This is a genomic window from Vibrio rhizosphaerae, from assembly GCF_024347095.1.
Lineage (GTDB): Bacteria > Pseudomonadota > Gammaproteobacteria > Enterobacterales > Vibrionaceae > Vibrio > Vibrio rhizosphaerae.
On sequence record NZ_AP024904.1, the window covers coordinates 598,937 to 616,623 of the forward strand.

A 17,687-nucleotide genomic window follows, 5' to 3' on the forward strand; every position below is an offset into this window, starting at 1 on the left:
ACGCGTAAGAATATCTGAAGTATGCCGTCAGTGCAGTTTAAATCCTGCTCGAAGGCAACGCGGGTCTATTTATATATAAAATGGCTACTTATCTCAATGATTCTGAAGCATCATCGTCATATCAGGGACATCTCATTGTTTCACGGATATGCACAGACATCACAAATATCACAACCGGATAGGTCGATACGTCAACGGCTTGTGATTTCCTGACAGGCGATCTATGTCTTATTTTCTACTGCCCTTTCTATTTGCTATGTTATGCCTTGCTGTTGCTATGCCGATGACTGAAACGATGTATAAAAAGTTCAATACGTTACAGTACAGTTCTGATATCATTCACGATAGTGACACAACATGAATAGAATGGTTGAAATCCTGTGAAATCCCTCAGTCAGATTCGTGGTTATTGGGCGAATAAAACGTTCCATTATTCTGTCTTAATTTTAATCGCACTGTTAGGTGTGGTGGTGCCGACCTGGCATTATCAACTCTCAACCTGGATCACCCCGTTGATTCTGGGAATTATTGCGGCCGCCCTGACCGAACAGGATGACAGTATCATCGGAAGACTTAAGACCATCGGACTGGCACTGATCTGTTTTGCGATTGCGACATTTTCAATCGAAATCCTGTTTCATCATCCCGTTTTATTTGCTATCGGCTTATCAATCTCCACATTTGGTTTCATTATGCTCGGCGCGATTAGCTCTCGCTATGCCAGTATTGCATTCGGATCATTGTTGATCGCCGTATATACCATGATTGGTGAACATCAGAGCCCCGGATTCTGGTTTCAACCGACATTACTGCTTGCCGGTGCCTTATGGTATTTTCTCATTTCAATCGTATGGCTGATTCTATTTCCGAATCGTCCGGTACAACATAATCTCGCGGTCGTCTTTCTCAATCTGGCGGATTACTTTGCACTAAAAAGCGAACTGTTCCATCCGGTCTCACAAGTGCAGATCCAGTCCTATCGGATCCGTGAAGCCAACTTCAACGCACTGATTGTCACGGCGCTGAATCAATGTAAGGCGACCTTACTTTCCTATAGCAAGAAAGGCCAGATACATACCACCAGTCATCATTTTTTGAACACTTATTTTCTCGCACAAGATATTCATGAGCGGATAAGTTCAACGCACTCCCGATATCAAGAGCTGGCGGAACACTTCGGACGCAGTGATATTCTGTTCCGTTTCCGGCATTTGTTAGAAACGCAAGCCCGGGCATGCCGCGAAATCGCGGCCAGCATCAAAGAAAATCGAGATTATCATCACCCCAATGCATCCGCTCTGGCACTGGATGAACTGCATCTCTCGATGCAGTATTTACACACCCATGCCCGCCCCGAGTGGAAATCGTTATTCGCCCAGCTGAATTATCTGTTTAACAATCTATCCACCATCGAAAAACAGCTATGCAATATCGGACATCCGGAAAGTCTCCAGTTTGATGAAAACCAACTTTCAGATACCAACCCTTATGGGTTGAGAAGTATGTGGCAGCGAGTCTGGAATAATATGAACCGGGACTCTTTGTTGTTCCGTCATGCGATTCGAATGTCCGTAGCATTCACCACCGGCTATGTCATTTTACAAACACTCGGTCTGGAACTGGGGTACTGGATTCTATTGACAACGCTGTTCGTCTGTCAGCCCAATTTTTCCTCAACCCGGCAAAGAATTACGCTCCGAGTGATCGGCACCATCTCGGGGTTATTTATTGGTGTTTTACTGCTCACTCTGTTTCCTTCACAGGCAAGCCAAGTCACAATGATCGTCATTTCGGGAGTGATGTTTTTTGCATTCAGGAACAATAATTACGGCTACGCCACCGGATTTATCACCGTCTTGGTCCTGTTTTGCTTCAATCAGATGGGGGCCGGATATGCCGTCGTTCTGCCCCGGTTACTTGATACACTCATTGGATGTGGTCTTGCCGTGCTGGCCGTCTCTTTTATCCTACCGGACTGGCACGCGAAAAGGCTTCACCGGGTCATGGCTGAAGCTATCCGGAGTAACAAAAATTATCTGGATCAAATGATGGTGCAATACCGCATCGGTAAGAAAGATAGCTTAAGCTACCGCGTCGCCAGAAGAGAAGCACATGACCAAGATGCTGCGCTCACGACAGCCATCAATAATATGCTGTCTGAGCCGGGTAAATACAGAAAAGCCGAAGAAGATTGTTTCCGCTTTTTGACGTTAAATCATGCCCTGCTCAGCTATATTTCAACGATTGGTGCGCACCGGACCCAGTTGGGGGATGAATCGGTCCTCCATTTAGTTCTTAACGGACACCGAGTCATTCACCAGCATCTGCAACAACTCCATGAACAACTAGAACATCAAAACAGTCAGGATATTGACCCAATAGAAGAGACGGGATTAGAAAAGCAACTGGCAGAATGGCATGAGGAAGATAAAGGCTCGGTCCGTTTGGTACTACAACAACTACACCTGATTCACCGGATTCTTCCCGAATTGCACTCACTGGCGGACAAATTGTCTGCCCGGGTCAAACAGGAAGCACGCTAAGCGCAGCCTCCGGTACATTGCCTTCAACCAGCATACAACCACGCTGTCTGCCCCCACAACTACCGATAGAAAAATCGTCATTCAAACTCGGTTTACATAAATCATATTTATCAAACGCACTTAAACTGACGTTTCGTTGCAAAAATAAACGATTCTGTGCAGCATTCTTGCTTTTGTCTGACATTACACGGACAAAAGCATTCATCGAACCCCCTAGACTCTAAAACTGAGCCGTACGAGAAACATACAAAATCAGAACATCGTGGCCTTACTGAATCAAGTAATGGAGAAATGGAGTATAACGATGCAGGCACAACTCAATCACACTCATCATTCTTTTCCGGTATCCGAAGCTAGTTTGTCAAGCTACCAGTTTGAATCGCTAAAAGCACAACTCAAACAGTTGACACCAGCGCAACTACGTCATCTTCAGAGCGAAATCGACGCCAGCTTATCTTCGGAAAGTTCGTCACTCCTGACGCATGAAGAGCTGGACTTACTCTCCAGCCTGTTTTGAGAGCGACCTGACATGCGTCAGTTTACAAACCCAAATCACACCAATCGCATTCAAGAAAAAAATGTACCTGAGTCATATTTTGGCTATAATGTAACCACGACCAAGGGAGTTTTTATGTCTGTATCTGCACTTCAGTCCGGTTATCAAATGATCGATCATGCAACTCAAATGACCAATGAGGCAAGTCGTGATCTGAATCGTGCCCAACGTCGTTCCGATGAACAAATGCAGCAAGACCCAAACGTGGTCGATCCTTCACTCGCTCCTCAGCAAAATACCAATCCCCTGCGCCAACAAAAAGAAATGGCCGACAAACATCCGGATCAAACCCAAGTTGACGCCCTGATGAAACTCAATCAAGCAACACAATATAACCGTGTTGGCGCGAACGTGATTCAGCGTGAACAGGATATGATTGGCTCTTTACTCGATATTCAAGTCTGATCGTTACCGTTACACTGCATGGTCATATCAATAGAATGGCAATGCTTATTTAGCGAGTTCCGGCCACAGTAGCGACAAATTCAGATGTGTTTCAATCGCATCAGCAACCCGATTGAGGGCATCATCTTTGCGTTGTGTGTGATCAAGAATCTGAAGCTCACCGCTACCGGCCCACTGACACAAACATTGCATGACGTCTGTCTGATCAAAAATGCCATGCAGGTAAGTCCCCAACACCTGACCGGCGTGATCTACCAAACCATCCTCCCGGCCATCCTGTAATCGAATGACGGGTCGATCACGGTTGCCATCGCGCCGACGGGAGTGTCCGGCATGGATTTCATACCCTTTTACCGACACATGATGCCCTTCGGCAAAGCTGAGTGAGCCCCGAACATTCGTCAAATGTTTGTGTGCCATTAATTCAGTATCAATATCGAGCAACCCCAGCCCCTGACTCACCCCCGGTGTCCCTTCAATTCCCAGTGGATCACTGACAGTCTGACCAAGCATTTGGTATCCGCCACAAATGCCGATGACCTTACCGCCATAACGCAAATGCTGCATGATATCTTTATCCCACCCCTGTGATTTCAAAAACGCCAAATCTGCACGGGTTGATTTACTGCCGGGAAGAATAATCAAATCGGCATGACAGAGTCTTTCTCCTTTTCTGACATAACGAAATGAAATTTCGGGGTGATGGCGCAAGGCATCAAAATCGGTATGGTTACTGATACGAGAGAAGACTGGCACCACGACTTTCAGCTTCTCATCGCCCTCGCGAACTTCGGTCGCGACAATTGCATCTTCGGCTTCGATATCCAATCCATGTAAATAGGGCAACACTCCGATTACCGGCTTTCCGGTCTTCTGCTCCAGCCAGTCAAGTCCTGACTGAAGTAAACGAATATCCCCGCGAAACCGATTAATGACGAAACCAATCACTCGCGCCTGTTCAGACTCGGAAAGCAACGCCAACGTGCCATACAAATGCGCAAAAACACCGCCGCGATCAATATCTGCCACAATAATAACCGGTACATCGGCTGCCTCAGCGAATCCCATATTGGCAATATCATTGGCACGCAAATTAATTTCGGCCGGGCTGCCTGCCCCTTCAATCATAATACTGTCGTATGTATCGCTGAGATGCCGAAAGGAATCCATCACCACATGATGCGCCGTCTTTTTATAATCATGGTAACAATCGGCCTCCATATTGGTGACCGCTTTACCCTGCAAAATAATTTGCGCACCGGTATCAGAATTTGGTTTGAGCAACACCGGGTTCATATGAACAGTGGGTTCAATCCCGGCGGCAAAAGCCTGTACCGCCTGAGCACGACCGATTTCTCCTCCGTCTGGCGTCACGGCACTATTCAATGCCATATTCTGCGGCTTAAAAGGCGCAACCCTGACTCCGCGACGATAAAGCACCCGGCACAGCCCGGCGACAAGGACGCTTTTCCCCGCATCCGATGTGGTACCCTGTACCATCAGTGCATTTAACGCAGATTTCATCATCGAACGGCTCCATCAGAAAGAAATAAGCAACTGTTACTATCAGAATTTTGGAATGCACTCAAAGAATCATCACCAGCTGCCAGGTAACACTTGAATATCTGTCTTAATCGTTTAAATTAAAAATCAATATATTATACTTCTCTATATATAAAGGGAATCAAACCGATAGGACCATTTATGCTAAGACAGGCTTTCAGTCTCTCCATTACAGGCCTTGCTTTTATCTTTGCGCCGCTGGCAGCTCACGCTGCAAATTTTAATTATAACTATCTTGAAGTCCGAGTCGGTGGTGGGCCTGAATCTATCGGTTCTGAATTCAGTATGAGTCTTGTGGACAATTTTCATGTACTTGGCCATGCCGACACTCAGATGGATAACGATTGGGATCTCGCGGGAGGCATTGGTTTTAACGGGCCGATAACACAATTTGCTGATATATACGGTGCCGTCCTGCTACATCAAATCAAACGCCCCCGGGATGAAGGGGGTAAGTCAGACACTCTGGGAGAAATCAACATCGGTGCCCGGCTATGGATTGGTGAAAAACTCGAAGTCTATAGCAAACTTGGTAAGCTTGATAAACGTTCTGTCGTGAGCTTCGGTGCGCGCTTCCACTCGACCGATCAACTCTCTTTAAATATGGGATTTGATAATAACGGACTGTGGGGACCACGAACTATACTTGGAGTCCGCTACGAATATTAATCACCTGTGACTGGTTTTCGCCGGAAGCCAGTCACAATGCACATCATCGAATCCCCCTATATTCCCTCAAATAGTGAACAGACTGGCCAACCATCTCTAATGAGACTGAAGTACACTCGACGTCACTGGCGTCCAATAATGATCCCGGAAATGAAGCAGTGCCTTATATAGATTCTCTTCGCGAATCGGTTTGACCAGAATGTATTCTGCCCCGGCATGTAAGAAATCATTCTTGGTTTTTTCAGTATCATCGGCAGTACATGCATAAATGGGTGTATCCAGCCTGAGTTGATGTTTGACGAAGTCGGTGACTTCAACCCCATCCATGCCCGGCAACTGGTTATCCATCAGAATCAAATCAAAACCAATTTTTTTCAGTGTTTCCACGGCCGCTGTGCCGTCTTCAACCCATGTCACCCGCAAGCCAAAACGATCACAAAATGCCTTGGCGATATAAGCATTGGTCTTGTTATCTTCAACTAATAAAACGTGAGGAGATTGCTCAAATAGCTGGTCTGAGGAACTTTGTTCAACGGGTTCTTCTGCTTGTTTAACGTGATATTGTTCAACCTCAATCGGAATGGTGAACTCAAAGCAGCTGCCTTTGCCGACCTGAGAAGAGACCGACACCGATCCCCCCATCAGTTCTACCAAATTTTTCACAATCGATAGCCCTAAACCACTCCCACCGAACTCACGGTTCGATGTTGTTCCCCCTTGAATAAAGGGTTCAAAAATCAACAAAAGTTCATCATGTCCAATGCCAATACCGGTATCGGAGACGGAAACATGGAACATCGCGCCTTCTTCCGAATGGTTTAAATTAATCAGGACACAGATCTCACCCGCTCGGGTAAATTTAATCGCGTTGTTCAGCAAATTAAAGATGATTTGATTCAAACGGATTTGGTCAATAACAACGATGGTCTCTTCCTGAATATTGGTCATCACATCCAGCTCAAGTTCCTTTTCCTGACATAATGGCTGATAGATTCGTTCAATCACACGGACCGTCTCAATCAAGTGGAAATGAACCGGATTTAGTTTGAACTTATTCTGTTCAATCTTGGAGAAATCAAGAATATCATTCAAAACGGCAAGCAGATGCTCGCTACATAAACTGAGGACACCGACCTGTTCACGCTGCTTTTCATCCGTCACACTCTCCTTCAATAACTGTGAGACCCCCAAAATCCCATTTAAAGGCGTTCTGACCTCATGGCTCATCCGAGCCAGAAAATCAGCTCTGGCACCAGCCGCTCTTTCTGCTTCACTCCTCGCTAAATGGCTTTGTTTCTCAGCCTCAGCAATTGTCGTGACATCCTGCCCTTGCGTCAGAACAGACTCGATACGGCTTTCGGTCACAATCGGAGAAATCGTCCAGCGGAAGATTTGATTGTCAAATTCTGTCGCAACTTCTTTTAGCGTCTCACCATTGGACGCCTTTTTGATGCTGGGAATTAACCGCTCTTTCAATTCATAAAACGCTGAAACCTCACTTTCCTTGGAAAATTGCTTCACTGCAGCGGGATTCATCCGCAGTAGACGGCCATCAGCCCCCCATAAAATCGTTGGTGCAATTGAGAAGTTGAACAAATTCTCAAATTGCTTTTCTTGTTCGGATAAACGCTTAAAGGTGTGTTCAAGTGCTCGCCCGAACAGGTCAAATTCCTCGATCTTTGAACCATGGAAAACATGTTCCCCGCCACGGTCCACAATTGAGCGACTAAACTGCACTAACTTTTCAATCTCAGCCCGAATTCGCTTATGTAACCATCGCCATAAGATAAAAGAAAACAACGCGGTCGCAACAAGAATGAATACGACACCGTAATAAAAATTACGCTTCAGTTTGACCACATTCTGATTGTCCTGAACGGCATACATGATCAGTTGGGTCGGATTCTCATCGACATTCAGCTCCGTGGTATTGACCGTATAGGATTCAAGCCGATCAGAGTGTTGCGGGTGAGCCAGAACATCCTGTTCTGAGTATGACTCTTCGCCGTTGAGAGTCGTCGAAAGCACATTCGACCCGATAGCAAGAATCAGATTCTGCGAATGACTGCGAGCGCGAATCTGTTCGATAAGATTGTAATTATTATTAATCACAAACATCACATACAAGTAACCGATCAGTTCACCCGAATGGCTCACAAGTGGCGTTCTTCTGGCCAGTGCATAAACCGTCTCCAGCAAAGATGGTATTTTCACCAACATCCATGCATTGTTCACCGCCATCCGGTGTGAAACAGATTCCAATTCATTCGGTACAATGCCGTAGAACTGAGCATTTCCGTCATCCCACAGCATATGATTTAAACCCGCGATAAAACGGACATCCGGTGTATTATCGGGATCAAGCTGATCTACAGAACGAAAATATTGATCAATATACTGCGACTTGCCAGAGCTTACCGCATGTAATAAATCAGCATTGGTCGCACTGCTGTCTTGATGGATTTTGAGTAAAGAAAGACGGAAGTTGAGCATCCCCTGAACTAATCCTGAGGTCTGATTTGCCGTTCGCTGCACTTCCTGAGCGATTAACTGACTACTGATCTGATAGTTCTGAAACAGGACACTAAATGTCAGAATGACAATAATAATGGTAATTGCCCGAGTAAAATAGGTTGCTATTTTCTGTTTCTGACGAATAGGGCTCGGTCTGACGTTCATAAAGCATGATCTCTTTCTTTATCATTTCGGATCGGATCAGTGCCGATCCGAATAGCGGAATGCACGTTGTTTTAATGCCTCAAGTCTCTCGGGTTTATCCGTACTGGAAACCACCTCAAAGTCCCCGGAATAAACCGTTGGCACTTTTTTACCTTCCAGATCCCACTTGATGGCCTCCGCCATTGCGACACCGGTGTCATCATTCATCCGCATGACCGTGACATCCAAATCATGATGCTGCAAAGCTTCCAGTTCGGCAGAACCGCCGCCCCAGCCATTGATGAGGACATCCTCTCTGCCCAGCTCTTTCAACGCTTTGACTGCCCCGAGCGCAACATCGGTTGAACAGGCATACAATAATTTAATCTCCGGATTTTCCCTCATATTCTCAAGCGTAATTTTATAAGCACTTTCCTGATTGGCCTGCGTATAAAATGAGGATACGAGTGGGTAATCGGTCATCGCTTGAATAAACGTATCGCCTCGTGCTTCACTCACATAGCCTTGTGAGAAATACAAAACAGAATAAGGGGAATGGGGTGGCAATTTTTGCTTAAAATAGTCCACCAACAAACTGGTGCCTATTTCATGGTCGAAGCCGATATACATCCACGGTTGTCGGTGAGCCCAATCTTTCACCGGTGTGGTGACATTTTGCAGAATCAGTTTGGTTTCTCTGCCTCTTAACACATGTTCAATGAATTTTTTGTGTCGGGTGGTATCAAGGGTAAAAATCAAATAATCGGATTTATTCTTTAAGGCTTCCATCAGAGAAAGACTTTGTTGGCGGATATCCAGATTGGGACGGGTAAACACCTGATGAATTTCATACTTAATCCCCAACTCGTTTAAACGTAATTCAAACGCCCGGATATTACGGCTCCAATAATCCGACACTTGCTGGCCGGGATAAATAACGGATATTTTTACTGGATGTTTCTGAGCCGTCGTTAATGGCTTGGGGTCAAGCCGAACCGCATTTGCCAAAGAAAGTGTCAGTTGTTTTTGTTCGGGGTTTAAATCCAGAAATTCGTTGTAATGCCAATAGCCACTCAACGCATATGCCGCTGAATGATAAATAAGAAAGCAGGCACTTAAAATAACTCCAAAAAGTCTCATTGTCGTCTTCTCATTGATTGAGTATGTTCCACATAAACAAAAGAAAGAGCGCTGGTGTAATCGCGCTCTGTGATAAATCAAAACGTAAAGGCAAGATTTGCCGAACCGCCCAATTGATGCTCTCCGGCATAACTGCCAGCAATATCAAGGCTGACTGCATCGCCGGGGCTGATGCCTAAACCAACCGTCATTGCATTATCGACTGTATTTTCTATATCAATTTCATAACCGGCCCTTAATTGCCCCCAGCCCCAGGCGTTCCCTTCAATACCAAACCGGATAAACTGAGTATCATCATTTTTGCCGGTAAAACGTTCTTGTTTGGTCATATCAACATCCACGGCGGCACTCAAGAATTCGCCGACATAACCGACCGACATCGTGACTTGCGTGTCCAACTTATAATGGTTCTGCCCATCAAAAGTCGCAATTGAATGATTAAACAAATCTTTCACACTGATACCGACCCGATACGCATTTTTGAGCCATACAGCCCCCAAATCCAGATTGAAGGCACCATCTTTGACTTCACTTTTATCGTAATCATCCCAGTCAAAGTCCTTCACAGCTTCACTCTGTTTATAGGTTCTCATCCACTGATATTTAGGTGTAATACCCAACGAAAATTCCTGTTGTAATATTTCATATTTTTTCGCGAAAGCCACTCCGAATTCGGTATAGCCAAAAGCGAGTAAATCAATGCTGGATGTCTCATAACGGGCCTTCACAGCAGCAAATGAATTTCCTGTATTTGCTGCAATCTTCGGTTCAGTAAACAGTTCAACATATCCTCGGGCATACACATTCACAGCAAGTGTTTGGTGAGGAATTGCCACCGCGACCCCGACTCCGCCAGATGCCTTTAATGGCGCATTATCAGAAAGATCATCTAAATAACCATTCATTTTTGCGATGGTTTCAGCATCAATACTCCCGCCAGAAGATTCAAACCGACGTATATCATCTTGCAGATCATCGACGATTGAAATGGTGTCATCTTCGTCGCGAACATTCAGGTTGACAGATGGAAGCAATAATCCGAAATCATCATGATCACGGTATACTGCAGTGAGTGCAGGATTATAGAAAGGTGCTAACAGAAAATCCGCGGTCGTTACCCCGGTATTCCCCATACCATTCCCCCTCGCATCGGCAACCCATGATGCTGCCTCTACAGGAGTCACAAAAGAACATACCACTGCTAACAATCGATAATGATTCATTTGATACCCACCTTATCTCATAAGTGATCAATTTAAGATTAGTACAAAATGAACGTTCTACAGATAGTTATGTCCCTTAGTGATCAAAAATTTGCGACGGTAATAAATTTTCGAGTACTATTTTTTCTTTGCGGGTTTTGGAAAAACGTTTGACCTTCGCTTCCATCCGTAACGCTTCGCGATGGGTGCCGACCGGATGACTCCACACCAGCACCAGAGGAGACTTGCCCCGCAATGCTTTTGCTCCCTGACCACGCTGGTGTTGTTGAAAGCGTCGTGCAATGTTGGTTGTAATACCGCAATAAAGCGCATTTTGGGGCGTTCTGATCAAATAAATCCACCATTGCGCGGTTTGTTTGTCAGTCATTCGATGTTATTCACCGGAAGCAAGGAGCGTCTCCATTTGTGTGCGTAACCACTGAACTTCCTGCTTTAACGCATCCACTTCCTGTTCGAGAATCTCAAGTCGTGCTGGTTGTGCCGGGGTCTCCGTTACCGCCGCAGTAATCTCGTCACTGGCATCATAAGGTGTGAACGTTTGACGATAGCGAATTTCTCGTTTTCCCGGCTCTCGCGGCAACCGGGCGACTAATTCTCTTTCAATCAGTGTTTCCAGAACCAGTTCCGTCGTTTTCATATCCGGCAAAACACATAGACGATTGGTTCGGGTCCGTAACTCTCCCGGCGTTTGTGGGCCACGCAACAACAAACAACATATGATTCCCAGCTCTTGTTCTGTCAGTTGCAAATCACCAAACTCCGTATTGCAAAAACGATGTTGGTATTTACTGGTCCGACTGTTAAAACCACTTTCATCACTGACGAACCGGCGGGAGATTAAATCCTCTACGGTTTCAAGCACTTGAGATTCAGATAAGTTCATCACCGGTTCTCGGTTGCTTTTCTGATTGCAGGCGGTGACCAGACTATTGAGACTCAGCGGATAGTAATCCGGTGTGGTAATCGATTTTTCAATTAAACTGCCGATAATCCGCGCCTCATGCGCACTAAGCTCATACTTCATCACGATTTCCTTCATGCTCTATTCAATTGAATTCGGTATACACAGCATTCAATATCATTAATGTTCAACAACAAAAGTACATTTAACAAGATGACCCTGTTCATCCAGCACAAATATTTGTGAACGATGCAATTCAATATCTGTAAAACTATACGATTTTCTTGCGGCGACGTAGCCAGTTCGGAGTTTATCCTGACGTGGGTTCTCGAGGGGTTCCGCAAAAAGAGGAACAATAATCTCTGATGATAATGACATGACTTTTGATGAGTGATAATAGGAATGTCATTATCATATAGCGACTGACTGAGAAAATAAATCATGTTCAGACAAGGAATCATGTTTCCAGCCGCATCATATACTGATCGTCCGGTAATTCAGCAGATAAAGCCACTTTTGATTGATCTCAGGGCTGTTCCCCAAGCGATGGATATGATTTAATTCTGATAGACCCATTTAATAAGACAATAGGAAAGGAACCGATGAGCAGCGTATTTGAAATTGTCTCGCTAGCACGCCGTAAAAACAAACTAAAACGGGAGTTGATCGATAACGAGAAAAAAGTTCGGGATAATCGTAAACGTGTTGACCTGCTTGAGAACCTGCTGGATTACATCAAACCCGAAATGACACACGATGAGTTCATTGCCATCGTCAAAAATATGAAAGCAGACTATGAAGATCGGGTTGATGATCATATCATCAAAAGTGCTGAAATCTCCAAAGAGCGTCGGGAAATGAGCCGTCGCATTAAAGAGTTAACCGAACAAGACAAACTTCAGACTCAGGGTAAAAAATAATCCCCGCAGCACTATGATTGATACCGATAAACCCACAGCGATGTGGGTTTTTTTATATGACTATTTTTTACATGACCATTTTTACATGGTCATATCGTTCTCAACGATATGACGGCCCGCGCCGCACCACCAGAAAAGACTCTTTTTTCATCACAATCCCCTAATATTTTTATGTTTTTATTGAACTGATTTCAAGCTAGACTCAATGCAAGCCCTCATATCAATAAAAGGAAAACATCATGATCGAACAAGGTCAGAAACTCCCTGCAGCAACGTTAAATCAACTGACAGCAGATGGCATGGTCAACCATCAGGTTCAAGAACTCTTTGCCGGTAAAAAAGCGGTTTTATTTGCCGTCCCGGGTGCATTTACCCCAACCTGCTCTGAAGCGCATCTCCCCGGCTATGTTGTGCTGGCCGACCAGCTAAAAGCGAAAGGCATTGATATCATCGCGTGCGTTTCCGTCAATGATGCATTTGTAATGAAAGCCTGGGGTGAAGCACAGAATGCTTCAGAAATCATGATGCTGGCGGATGGCGATGCCAGTTTCACCAAAGCGCTCGGCCTGGAAATGGACACAGAACAGTTCGGTGGTATTCGCTCACAACGCTATGCCATGATCATTGAAGATGGTGTGGTCAAGCAGTTAAACGTAGAACCACCGAAATCATTTGAAGTCAGCAACGCTGAAACCATTCTTGCCAGTCTATAAATCACATCGGCAGAACTCAAAAAACGGAAACCTCGGTTTCCGTTTTTCATTGGCAGAAAAGAAAATCCTACACAACAAAACACTCTATTTATGTGGTTAAAGTCGGTAATACCGGGCTACCTTTTAAACGATGGTATTCAGACAAAGCCACTTTATCTGCCAGCGTGTCAACGTGTGCTTCAGATAAGTCACACCAAAAAACCTCCTCGGCTTCGAAAGACGACACACTGCCATCCCAGCAACTGACCACATAATAATGCAGCAATTGTAATTCTGTTGTCGGATGATAAAGCGAACAAAGGTAATGATAACTTTTCGGGAGAACCCCAAGCTCTTCCTGAATTTCACGGAGCAGTGCTTCTTTTTGTGACTCCCCCGCTTCCATATGACCACCGGGAATAGCAACAATATCAGGATCACACGTTTTATCTTTTGCACGCTTTTCCAGCAGGACCTGATCATCATCAACCAATAGAAAAGACACACATTCATGCACTTTCATCATCTTATCCTCCTCCGGGGCCATGCGACAAACATCGGCATCACATCATGACTGACCGATTCCTACTATCCAGCATACACCGATGTAAACCAACAGTGCTAATATAGAGACCAGATACATCAGCCGAATCGTGCGCTGGATATCATCTCGTTCAATCAGGCGGTGATGGTCGCCAATCCAAGGCTTTTCTACCCGCTGACCGAAATAATCATTTGCACCGCCGAGCTGTATCCCGAGTGCCCCGGCAACAGCCGCTTCCGACCACGCACAATTCGGGCTTTTATGCTGATAACGATCCCGCCAGCCGATCAGGAGTGCACCACGCGCATCGTAACGCAGTAACAAAGCCGCCAAAGCAAACAGTAACCAGCTCAACCGTGCAGGTAACCAGTTTGCCAAATCGTCCATTTTGGCAGAGACATAGCCTAACGCCCGGTATTTTTCGTTGCGATACCCCACCATCGAATCCAACGTATTGATCGCTTTATATGCCATCGCTAACGGAACTCCGCCGAGAAACAGATAGAACATCGGTGCAATCACACCGTCAACCGTATTTTCCGCAACGGTTTCGACCACTGCCCGGGAAATCTGAGTATCATCGAGGTTGCGGGTATCCCGTCCGACAATGTAAGACAATTGTCGGCGGCTCTCTTCAAGATCGCCCTGCTCCTGCGCCCGATAGACCACATTGGCACAATCCGCCAAACATCGTCCTGCCAATGTGGTGTAAGCCAGCCACACAGTCACGACAACACCCACCCAAGGGTGCACGGCCGACGCCACTTGCAACACCCCCCAAGTCACACCACCGCTCAACGCGACAATAACGATCCATAATATGCCTCCGCCGATATAAAGCCCCGATTCTCGATGACTCAAACGACGAATCAACTTCTCTGTGCGAGAAATCGCTGTTCCAATCCATCGAATCGGATGCGGCCAATGAGGCGGGTCACCGAGGATTAAGTCAAGGATAAAAGCACAACCATAAATCAACAGACTCATTGGCGCACGCGTCCCCGTCGGATCCAATTCAACAGTAAATCAGGATTCTGACCGAAGTGAACATGCAGATAACTCGCCAGAGTATTGTTGATTTGATAGCCGCCTTGCCACTGCTGTAAAACCTGTCCATCCCGTTCTTTGGTGCAGGTAAATACGGGGGTCAGCTCAGTGGTGAACTCAGAGTAATGAAATTCATGACCGCGAATGACCTGCCCTTGGGGAGCGATCAACACATCGTGGTTCGCAGAGACCTGACAATAGCCAAAGCGTTTCAGAGAGGTGGTCATCGTGCTATACCCGGGGAAAATGCCACACATCGGATACTTTTGCCCGGATTGATCGAACAAACTTTCACCTAAATACATCAGACCACCACACTCGGCATAGATCGCAACCCCTTGCTCATGAGCTCGCTTGAATGCTGCCAACATCGGTTGGTTAGCGGATAACCGTTCAGCATACAATTCAGGAAAACCACCGCCAATATAAATCAGATCGGCCTCAGGCAATACCTGATCCTGTAACGGGCTAAAACGGACAATCCGCACGCCGCTTGATGCCAACAGATCAAGGTTATCCTGATAGTAGAAGTTAAAAGCTTCGTCATAAGCCATTGCTAACGTCAACCCATCTCCTTGTCCCTTCAATGCCAGAGCCAATGTGTTATCAGCTACAGGCGCCGGGGGCAATACTGAGCATTGCAGCAGTAAATCGAGATCAAGATGCTGTTCAATCTCTACCGCCAGCTGATCCCAGACCTCATCATAGGCAGCTTGTTCCTGAGCTGTAACCAACCCGAGATGACGAGACGGCAATTCAATCTCTTTGAGATTGGGTAAACGCCCAATCACAGGGATACCGGTATAACGTTCTATGGCGGTTTTCAGTAAATCAAAGTGGTTGTCTGAGTTGACCTGATTGAGAATCACACCGGCAATATTTAACGTCGGATCAAATTGCTGAAATCCCAACACGGTTGCTGCTGCCGAGGTCGAGACGGCTTTGCCGTCAATCACCAGAATCACCGGACAAGCCAGTTGTTTTGCCATCCCGGCACTACTGCAATAATGAGGGTCGGTACCATAACCATCATACAATCCCATCACCCCTTCGATGATAGCAACATCAACCTGTGCCACACGTGGGTAAAACGTATTCAATAACACCGCTTGCGGTAACATGAATTCGTCCAGATTTCTGGATAAGGTCCCGGAAACTCGCGAATGCCATGCCGTATCAATGTAGTCCGGGCCGACTTTAAACGGCTGAACCGCCAATCCCCGTCGTCGAAACGCACGTAATAAACCTAAGGTGAGGGTTGTCTTGCCACAGCCACTACTGGTGCCGCCAATTAAAAATGCATGCATGTCGGTTTAGTTCTCATATCGGTTTAACATTTATCTCGGTTTAACGTTTATGTCGGTTTAAAACGGATTCTTAATCAAAAACAGCACCATAGCAGATGTGACCAATCCTATTCACCACAAAGTTATCAATTTATCTTACTTTGTCTACAAAAGGCGTTCCCATCACTGAACCGACTCGAATTTCTTAAGAATAATCGAAGCAAATCAATGAACCTCGTCGCATCATATATAAATGTTCAGCATGAGATGAATGGTCCGGAATGATCACAGCCAGCTTCATCAAATTTTCACATTGATGACAGATAATCCGAAGATCAGACGACCAGACATCCACCACCGGCTTGAAACCACTCAAACGATATCAGTACGAACATTATGCCGTACTCTGTAGACTTGCCTACCCTCGCATATTTCGGCATACCCGTTATGGCTTTGACCCTAACGGACAACGCATCATCCGGGATCGATACGGTAAGACAATGATTCGGGTGCTGTGGAGCCGCAAAAAAGATGAAGTGGTGGTTGTATTCAAAGGCTCTCATTCTGTCAGTGACTGGATATTGAATCTTGCTTTATGGATGAAAGACTGTCGGTCGATCGGACTGCCTTATCATATTCATGCCGGCTTATACTATCTGTTACTTCAGGAAAGCCAGCCGGCTCGTAATGAAGATAAACTCGGCATCAGTGTACTGGAAAGACTGGAAACCATTCTGTTACCGCTAATTGAGCAAGGAAAGCGCGTCGTATTGACCGGTCATTCGTCCGGCGGTTCAATGGCATGTGTCGTTGCAGACTATCTCGAACGCAGAGCCCCCAAAAGTATTAAACGTGTGGTCACTTTTGGCCAGCCCGCTGTCGGCAACTGGCACTTCTACAGGCGATATACCCTAAAGCATAAAACTTATCGTATCTGCTGCGACATCGATATTGTGACCTTTCTACCGCCACTCCCGTTCATCTACTGGCACGTCGGTAAATTGCTCTGGCTCTATAACGGGCGAATTTACGAAAATACACCGACCTTAATTCGACTCGGTCGTTCACTGCTCAGTTGGTTGATCCGTCCGTTTTCTTATCATTTGATGAGTAAGTATATCCGCAATAAAGATTTTTTTGACGAACGCTGAATATGTTCGCATGACATCACTGAAAGGACAGACGGATAAGGTTGTGCAGGGAGATATGAAATAGACTGGAGATATAAAAAAAGACGCCATAAGCGTCTTTTTTTATCAGGATATGGAGGCGCGTCCCGGAGTCGAACCGAGGTCCACGGATTTGCAATCCGCTGCATAGCCACTCTGCCAACGCGCCAAATGATTTCGTTCTCAATCAATGTAGATGGTGCCCCGGGCCGGACTTGAACCGGCACAGCGCGAACGCCGAGGGATTTTAAATCCCTTGTGTCTACCAATTCCACCACCAGGGCAACGCTATCAAGCGATGGTAACACCACCTCTCATCGGCATGAACCGTGAGAACGAGGCATACTTTATCGGATTAAAATTCGAGGTCA

At 45.8% G+C, this 17,687-nt stretch carries 17 protein-coding genes and 2 tRNA genes; 7 read left to right on the top strand and 12 right to left on the bottom strand.

Translation table 11 applies throughout. The annotated features are described in order from the left end of the window. Positions 1-380 precede the first annotated feature (380 nt). Positions 381-2,543: a YccS family putative transporter gene (yccS, locus tag OCV37_RS17760; protein WP_038184890.1), complete on the top strand. Its 2,163-nt coding sequence runs from the start codon at positions 381-383 to the stop codon at positions 2,541-2,543. Here yccS and OCV37_RS17765 read toward each other — a convergent pair. Continuing rightward, positions 2,524-2,748: a hypothetical protein gene (locus OCV37_RS17765; protein ID WP_038184888.1), complete on the bottom strand. Its 225-nt coding sequence runs from the start codon at positions 2,746-2,748 to the stop codon at positions 2,524-2,526. The two genes, yccS and OCV37_RS17765, sit on opposite strands and share 20 nt — an antisense overlap. A gap of 99 nt (positions 2,749-2,847) precedes the next feature. Here OCV37_RS17765 and OCV37_RS17770 point away from each other — a divergent pair, with 99 nt between their 5' ends. After that, positions 2,848-3,060, top strand: a complete 213-nt coding sequence (locus tag OCV37_RS17770) for a hypothetical protein (RefSeq protein WP_038184887.1) — start codon at positions 2,848-2,850, stop codon at positions 3,058-3,060. 114 nt (positions 3,061-3,174) lie between these two features. After that, complete coding sequence (locus OCV37_RS17775) at positions 3,175-3,504, top strand: hypothetical protein (protein WP_038185224.1); 330 nt, start codon at positions 3,175-3,177, stop codon at positions 3,502-3,504. Positions 3,505-3,549: 45 nt separating this feature from the next. On the opposite strand, the gene OCV37_RS17780 is transcribed toward OCV37_RS17775, so the two are convergent. Continuing rightward, complete coding sequence (locus tag OCV37_RS17780; protein WP_038185222.1) at positions 3,550-5,028, bottom strand: cobyric acid synthase; 1,479 nt, start codon at positions 5,026-5,028, stop codon at positions 3,550-3,552. Between the two features lie 180 nt (positions 5,029-5,208). Between OCV37_RS17780 and OCV37_RS17785 the strand changes: the two genes are divergently transcribed. Continuing rightward, a complete protein-coding gene (locus tag OCV37_RS17785) occupies positions 5,209-5,736 on the top strand; it encodes a hypothetical protein (RefSeq protein ID WP_038184885.1) in 528 nt (175 codons plus the stop codon). Positions 5,737-5,832: 96 nt separating this feature from the next. Here the strand turns inward: OCV37_RS17785 and OCV37_RS17790 are convergent, their stop codons facing one another. The 5 genes from OCV37_RS17790 to OCV37_RS17810 form a co-directional block, all read right to left on the bottom strand. Beyond that, positions 5,833-8,415: a LuxQ periplasmic sensor domain-containing protein gene (locus tag OCV37_RS17790; RefSeq protein WP_038184884.1), complete on the bottom strand. Its 2,583-nt coding sequence runs from the start codon at positions 8,413-8,415 to the stop codon at positions 5,833-5,835. Positions 8,416-8,451: 36 nt separating this feature from the next. Further along, positions 8,452-9,534 (bottom strand): autoinducer 2-binding periplasmic protein LuxP, encoded by a 1,083-nt coding sequence (locus tag OCV37_RS17795; protein ID WP_038184883.1) that lies wholly within the window; start codon positions 9,532-9,534, stop codon positions 8,452-8,454. Between the two features lie 77 nt (positions 9,535-9,611). After that, a complete protein-coding gene (gene traF, locus OCV37_RS17800; protein WP_038184881.1) occupies positions 9,612-10,757 on the bottom strand; it encodes a conjugal transfer protein TraF in 1,146 nt (381 codons plus the stop codon). A gap of 76 nt (positions 10,758-10,833) precedes the next feature. After that, positions 10,834-11,124 (bottom strand): GIY-YIG nuclease family protein, encoded by a 291-nt coding sequence (locus OCV37_RS17805; RefSeq protein WP_038184879.1) that lies wholly within the window; start codon positions 11,122-11,124, stop codon positions 10,834-10,836. Between the two features lie 6 nt (positions 11,125-11,130). Beyond that, positions 11,131-11,781, bottom strand: a complete 651-nt coding sequence (locus tag OCV37_RS17810; protein WP_038185218.1) for a YceH family protein — start codon at positions 11,779-11,781, stop codon at positions 11,131-11,133. Between the two features lie 479 nt (positions 11,782-12,260). On the opposite strand from OCV37_RS17810, the gene OCV37_RS17815 reads away from it, so the two are divergent. Both OCV37_RS17815 and OCV37_RS17820 read left to right on the top strand, forming a co-directional pair. Next, positions 12,261-12,578, top strand: a complete 318-nt coding sequence (locus OCV37_RS17815) for a DUF496 family protein (RefSeq protein ID WP_021018699.1) — start codon at positions 12,261-12,263, stop codon at positions 12,576-12,578. A 239-nt stretch (positions 12,579-12,817) separates the two neighbouring features. Continuing rightward, entirely contained in the window at positions 12,818-13,291 is a 474-nt protein-coding gene (locus OCV37_RS17820) for a peroxiredoxin (RefSeq protein ID WP_038184870.1), read from the top strand. 88 nt (positions 13,292-13,379) lie between these two features. Here OCV37_RS17820 and OCV37_RS17825 read toward each other — a convergent pair whose 3' ends face one another. Genes OCV37_RS17825 through OCV37_RS17835 form a run of 3 tightly spaced genes read right to left on the bottom strand, consistent with a single transcriptional unit; the run spans position 13,380 to position 16,168 of the window. Beyond that, positions 13,380-13,793: an NUDIX hydrolase gene (locus OCV37_RS17825; protein WP_211252096.1), complete on the bottom strand. Its 414-nt coding sequence runs from the start codon at positions 13,791-13,793 to the stop codon at positions 13,380-13,382. Positions 13,794-13,838: 45 nt separating this feature from the next. Further along, on the bottom strand, positions 13,839-14,801 hold the full coding sequence (cbiB, locus tag OCV37_RS17830) for an adenosylcobinamide-phosphate synthase CbiB (protein WP_038184864.1): 963 nt from the start codon (positions 14,799-14,801) through the stop codon (positions 13,839-13,841). After that, entirely contained in the window at positions 14,798-16,168 is a 1,371-nt protein-coding gene (locus OCV37_RS17835; RefSeq protein ID WP_038184860.1) for a cobyrinate a,c-diamide synthase, read from the bottom strand. Before OCV37_RS17835 ends, cbiB begins: the two co-directional genes overlap by 4 nt. Positions 16,169-16,509: 341 nt before the next feature. On the opposite strand from OCV37_RS17835, the gene OCV37_RS17840 reads away from it, so the two are divergent. Next, positions 16,510-17,298: a lipase family protein gene (locus OCV37_RS17840; protein ID WP_038184857.1), complete on the top strand. Its 789-nt coding sequence runs from the start codon at positions 16,510-16,512 to the stop codon at positions 17,296-17,298. Between the two features lie 113 nt (positions 17,299-17,411). Here OCV37_RS17840 and OCV37_RS17845 read toward each other — a convergent pair. Together OCV37_RS17845 and OCV37_RS17850 are read right to left on the bottom strand one after the other, a co-directional pair. Beyond that, a tRNA-Cys gene (locus OCV37_RS17845) sits at positions 17,412-17,485 on the bottom strand. A gap of 28 nt (positions 17,486-17,513) precedes the next feature. After that, positions 17,514-17,600 (bottom strand) — tRNA-Leu (locus OCV37_RS17850). Positions 17,601-17,687 lie beyond the last annotated feature (87 nt).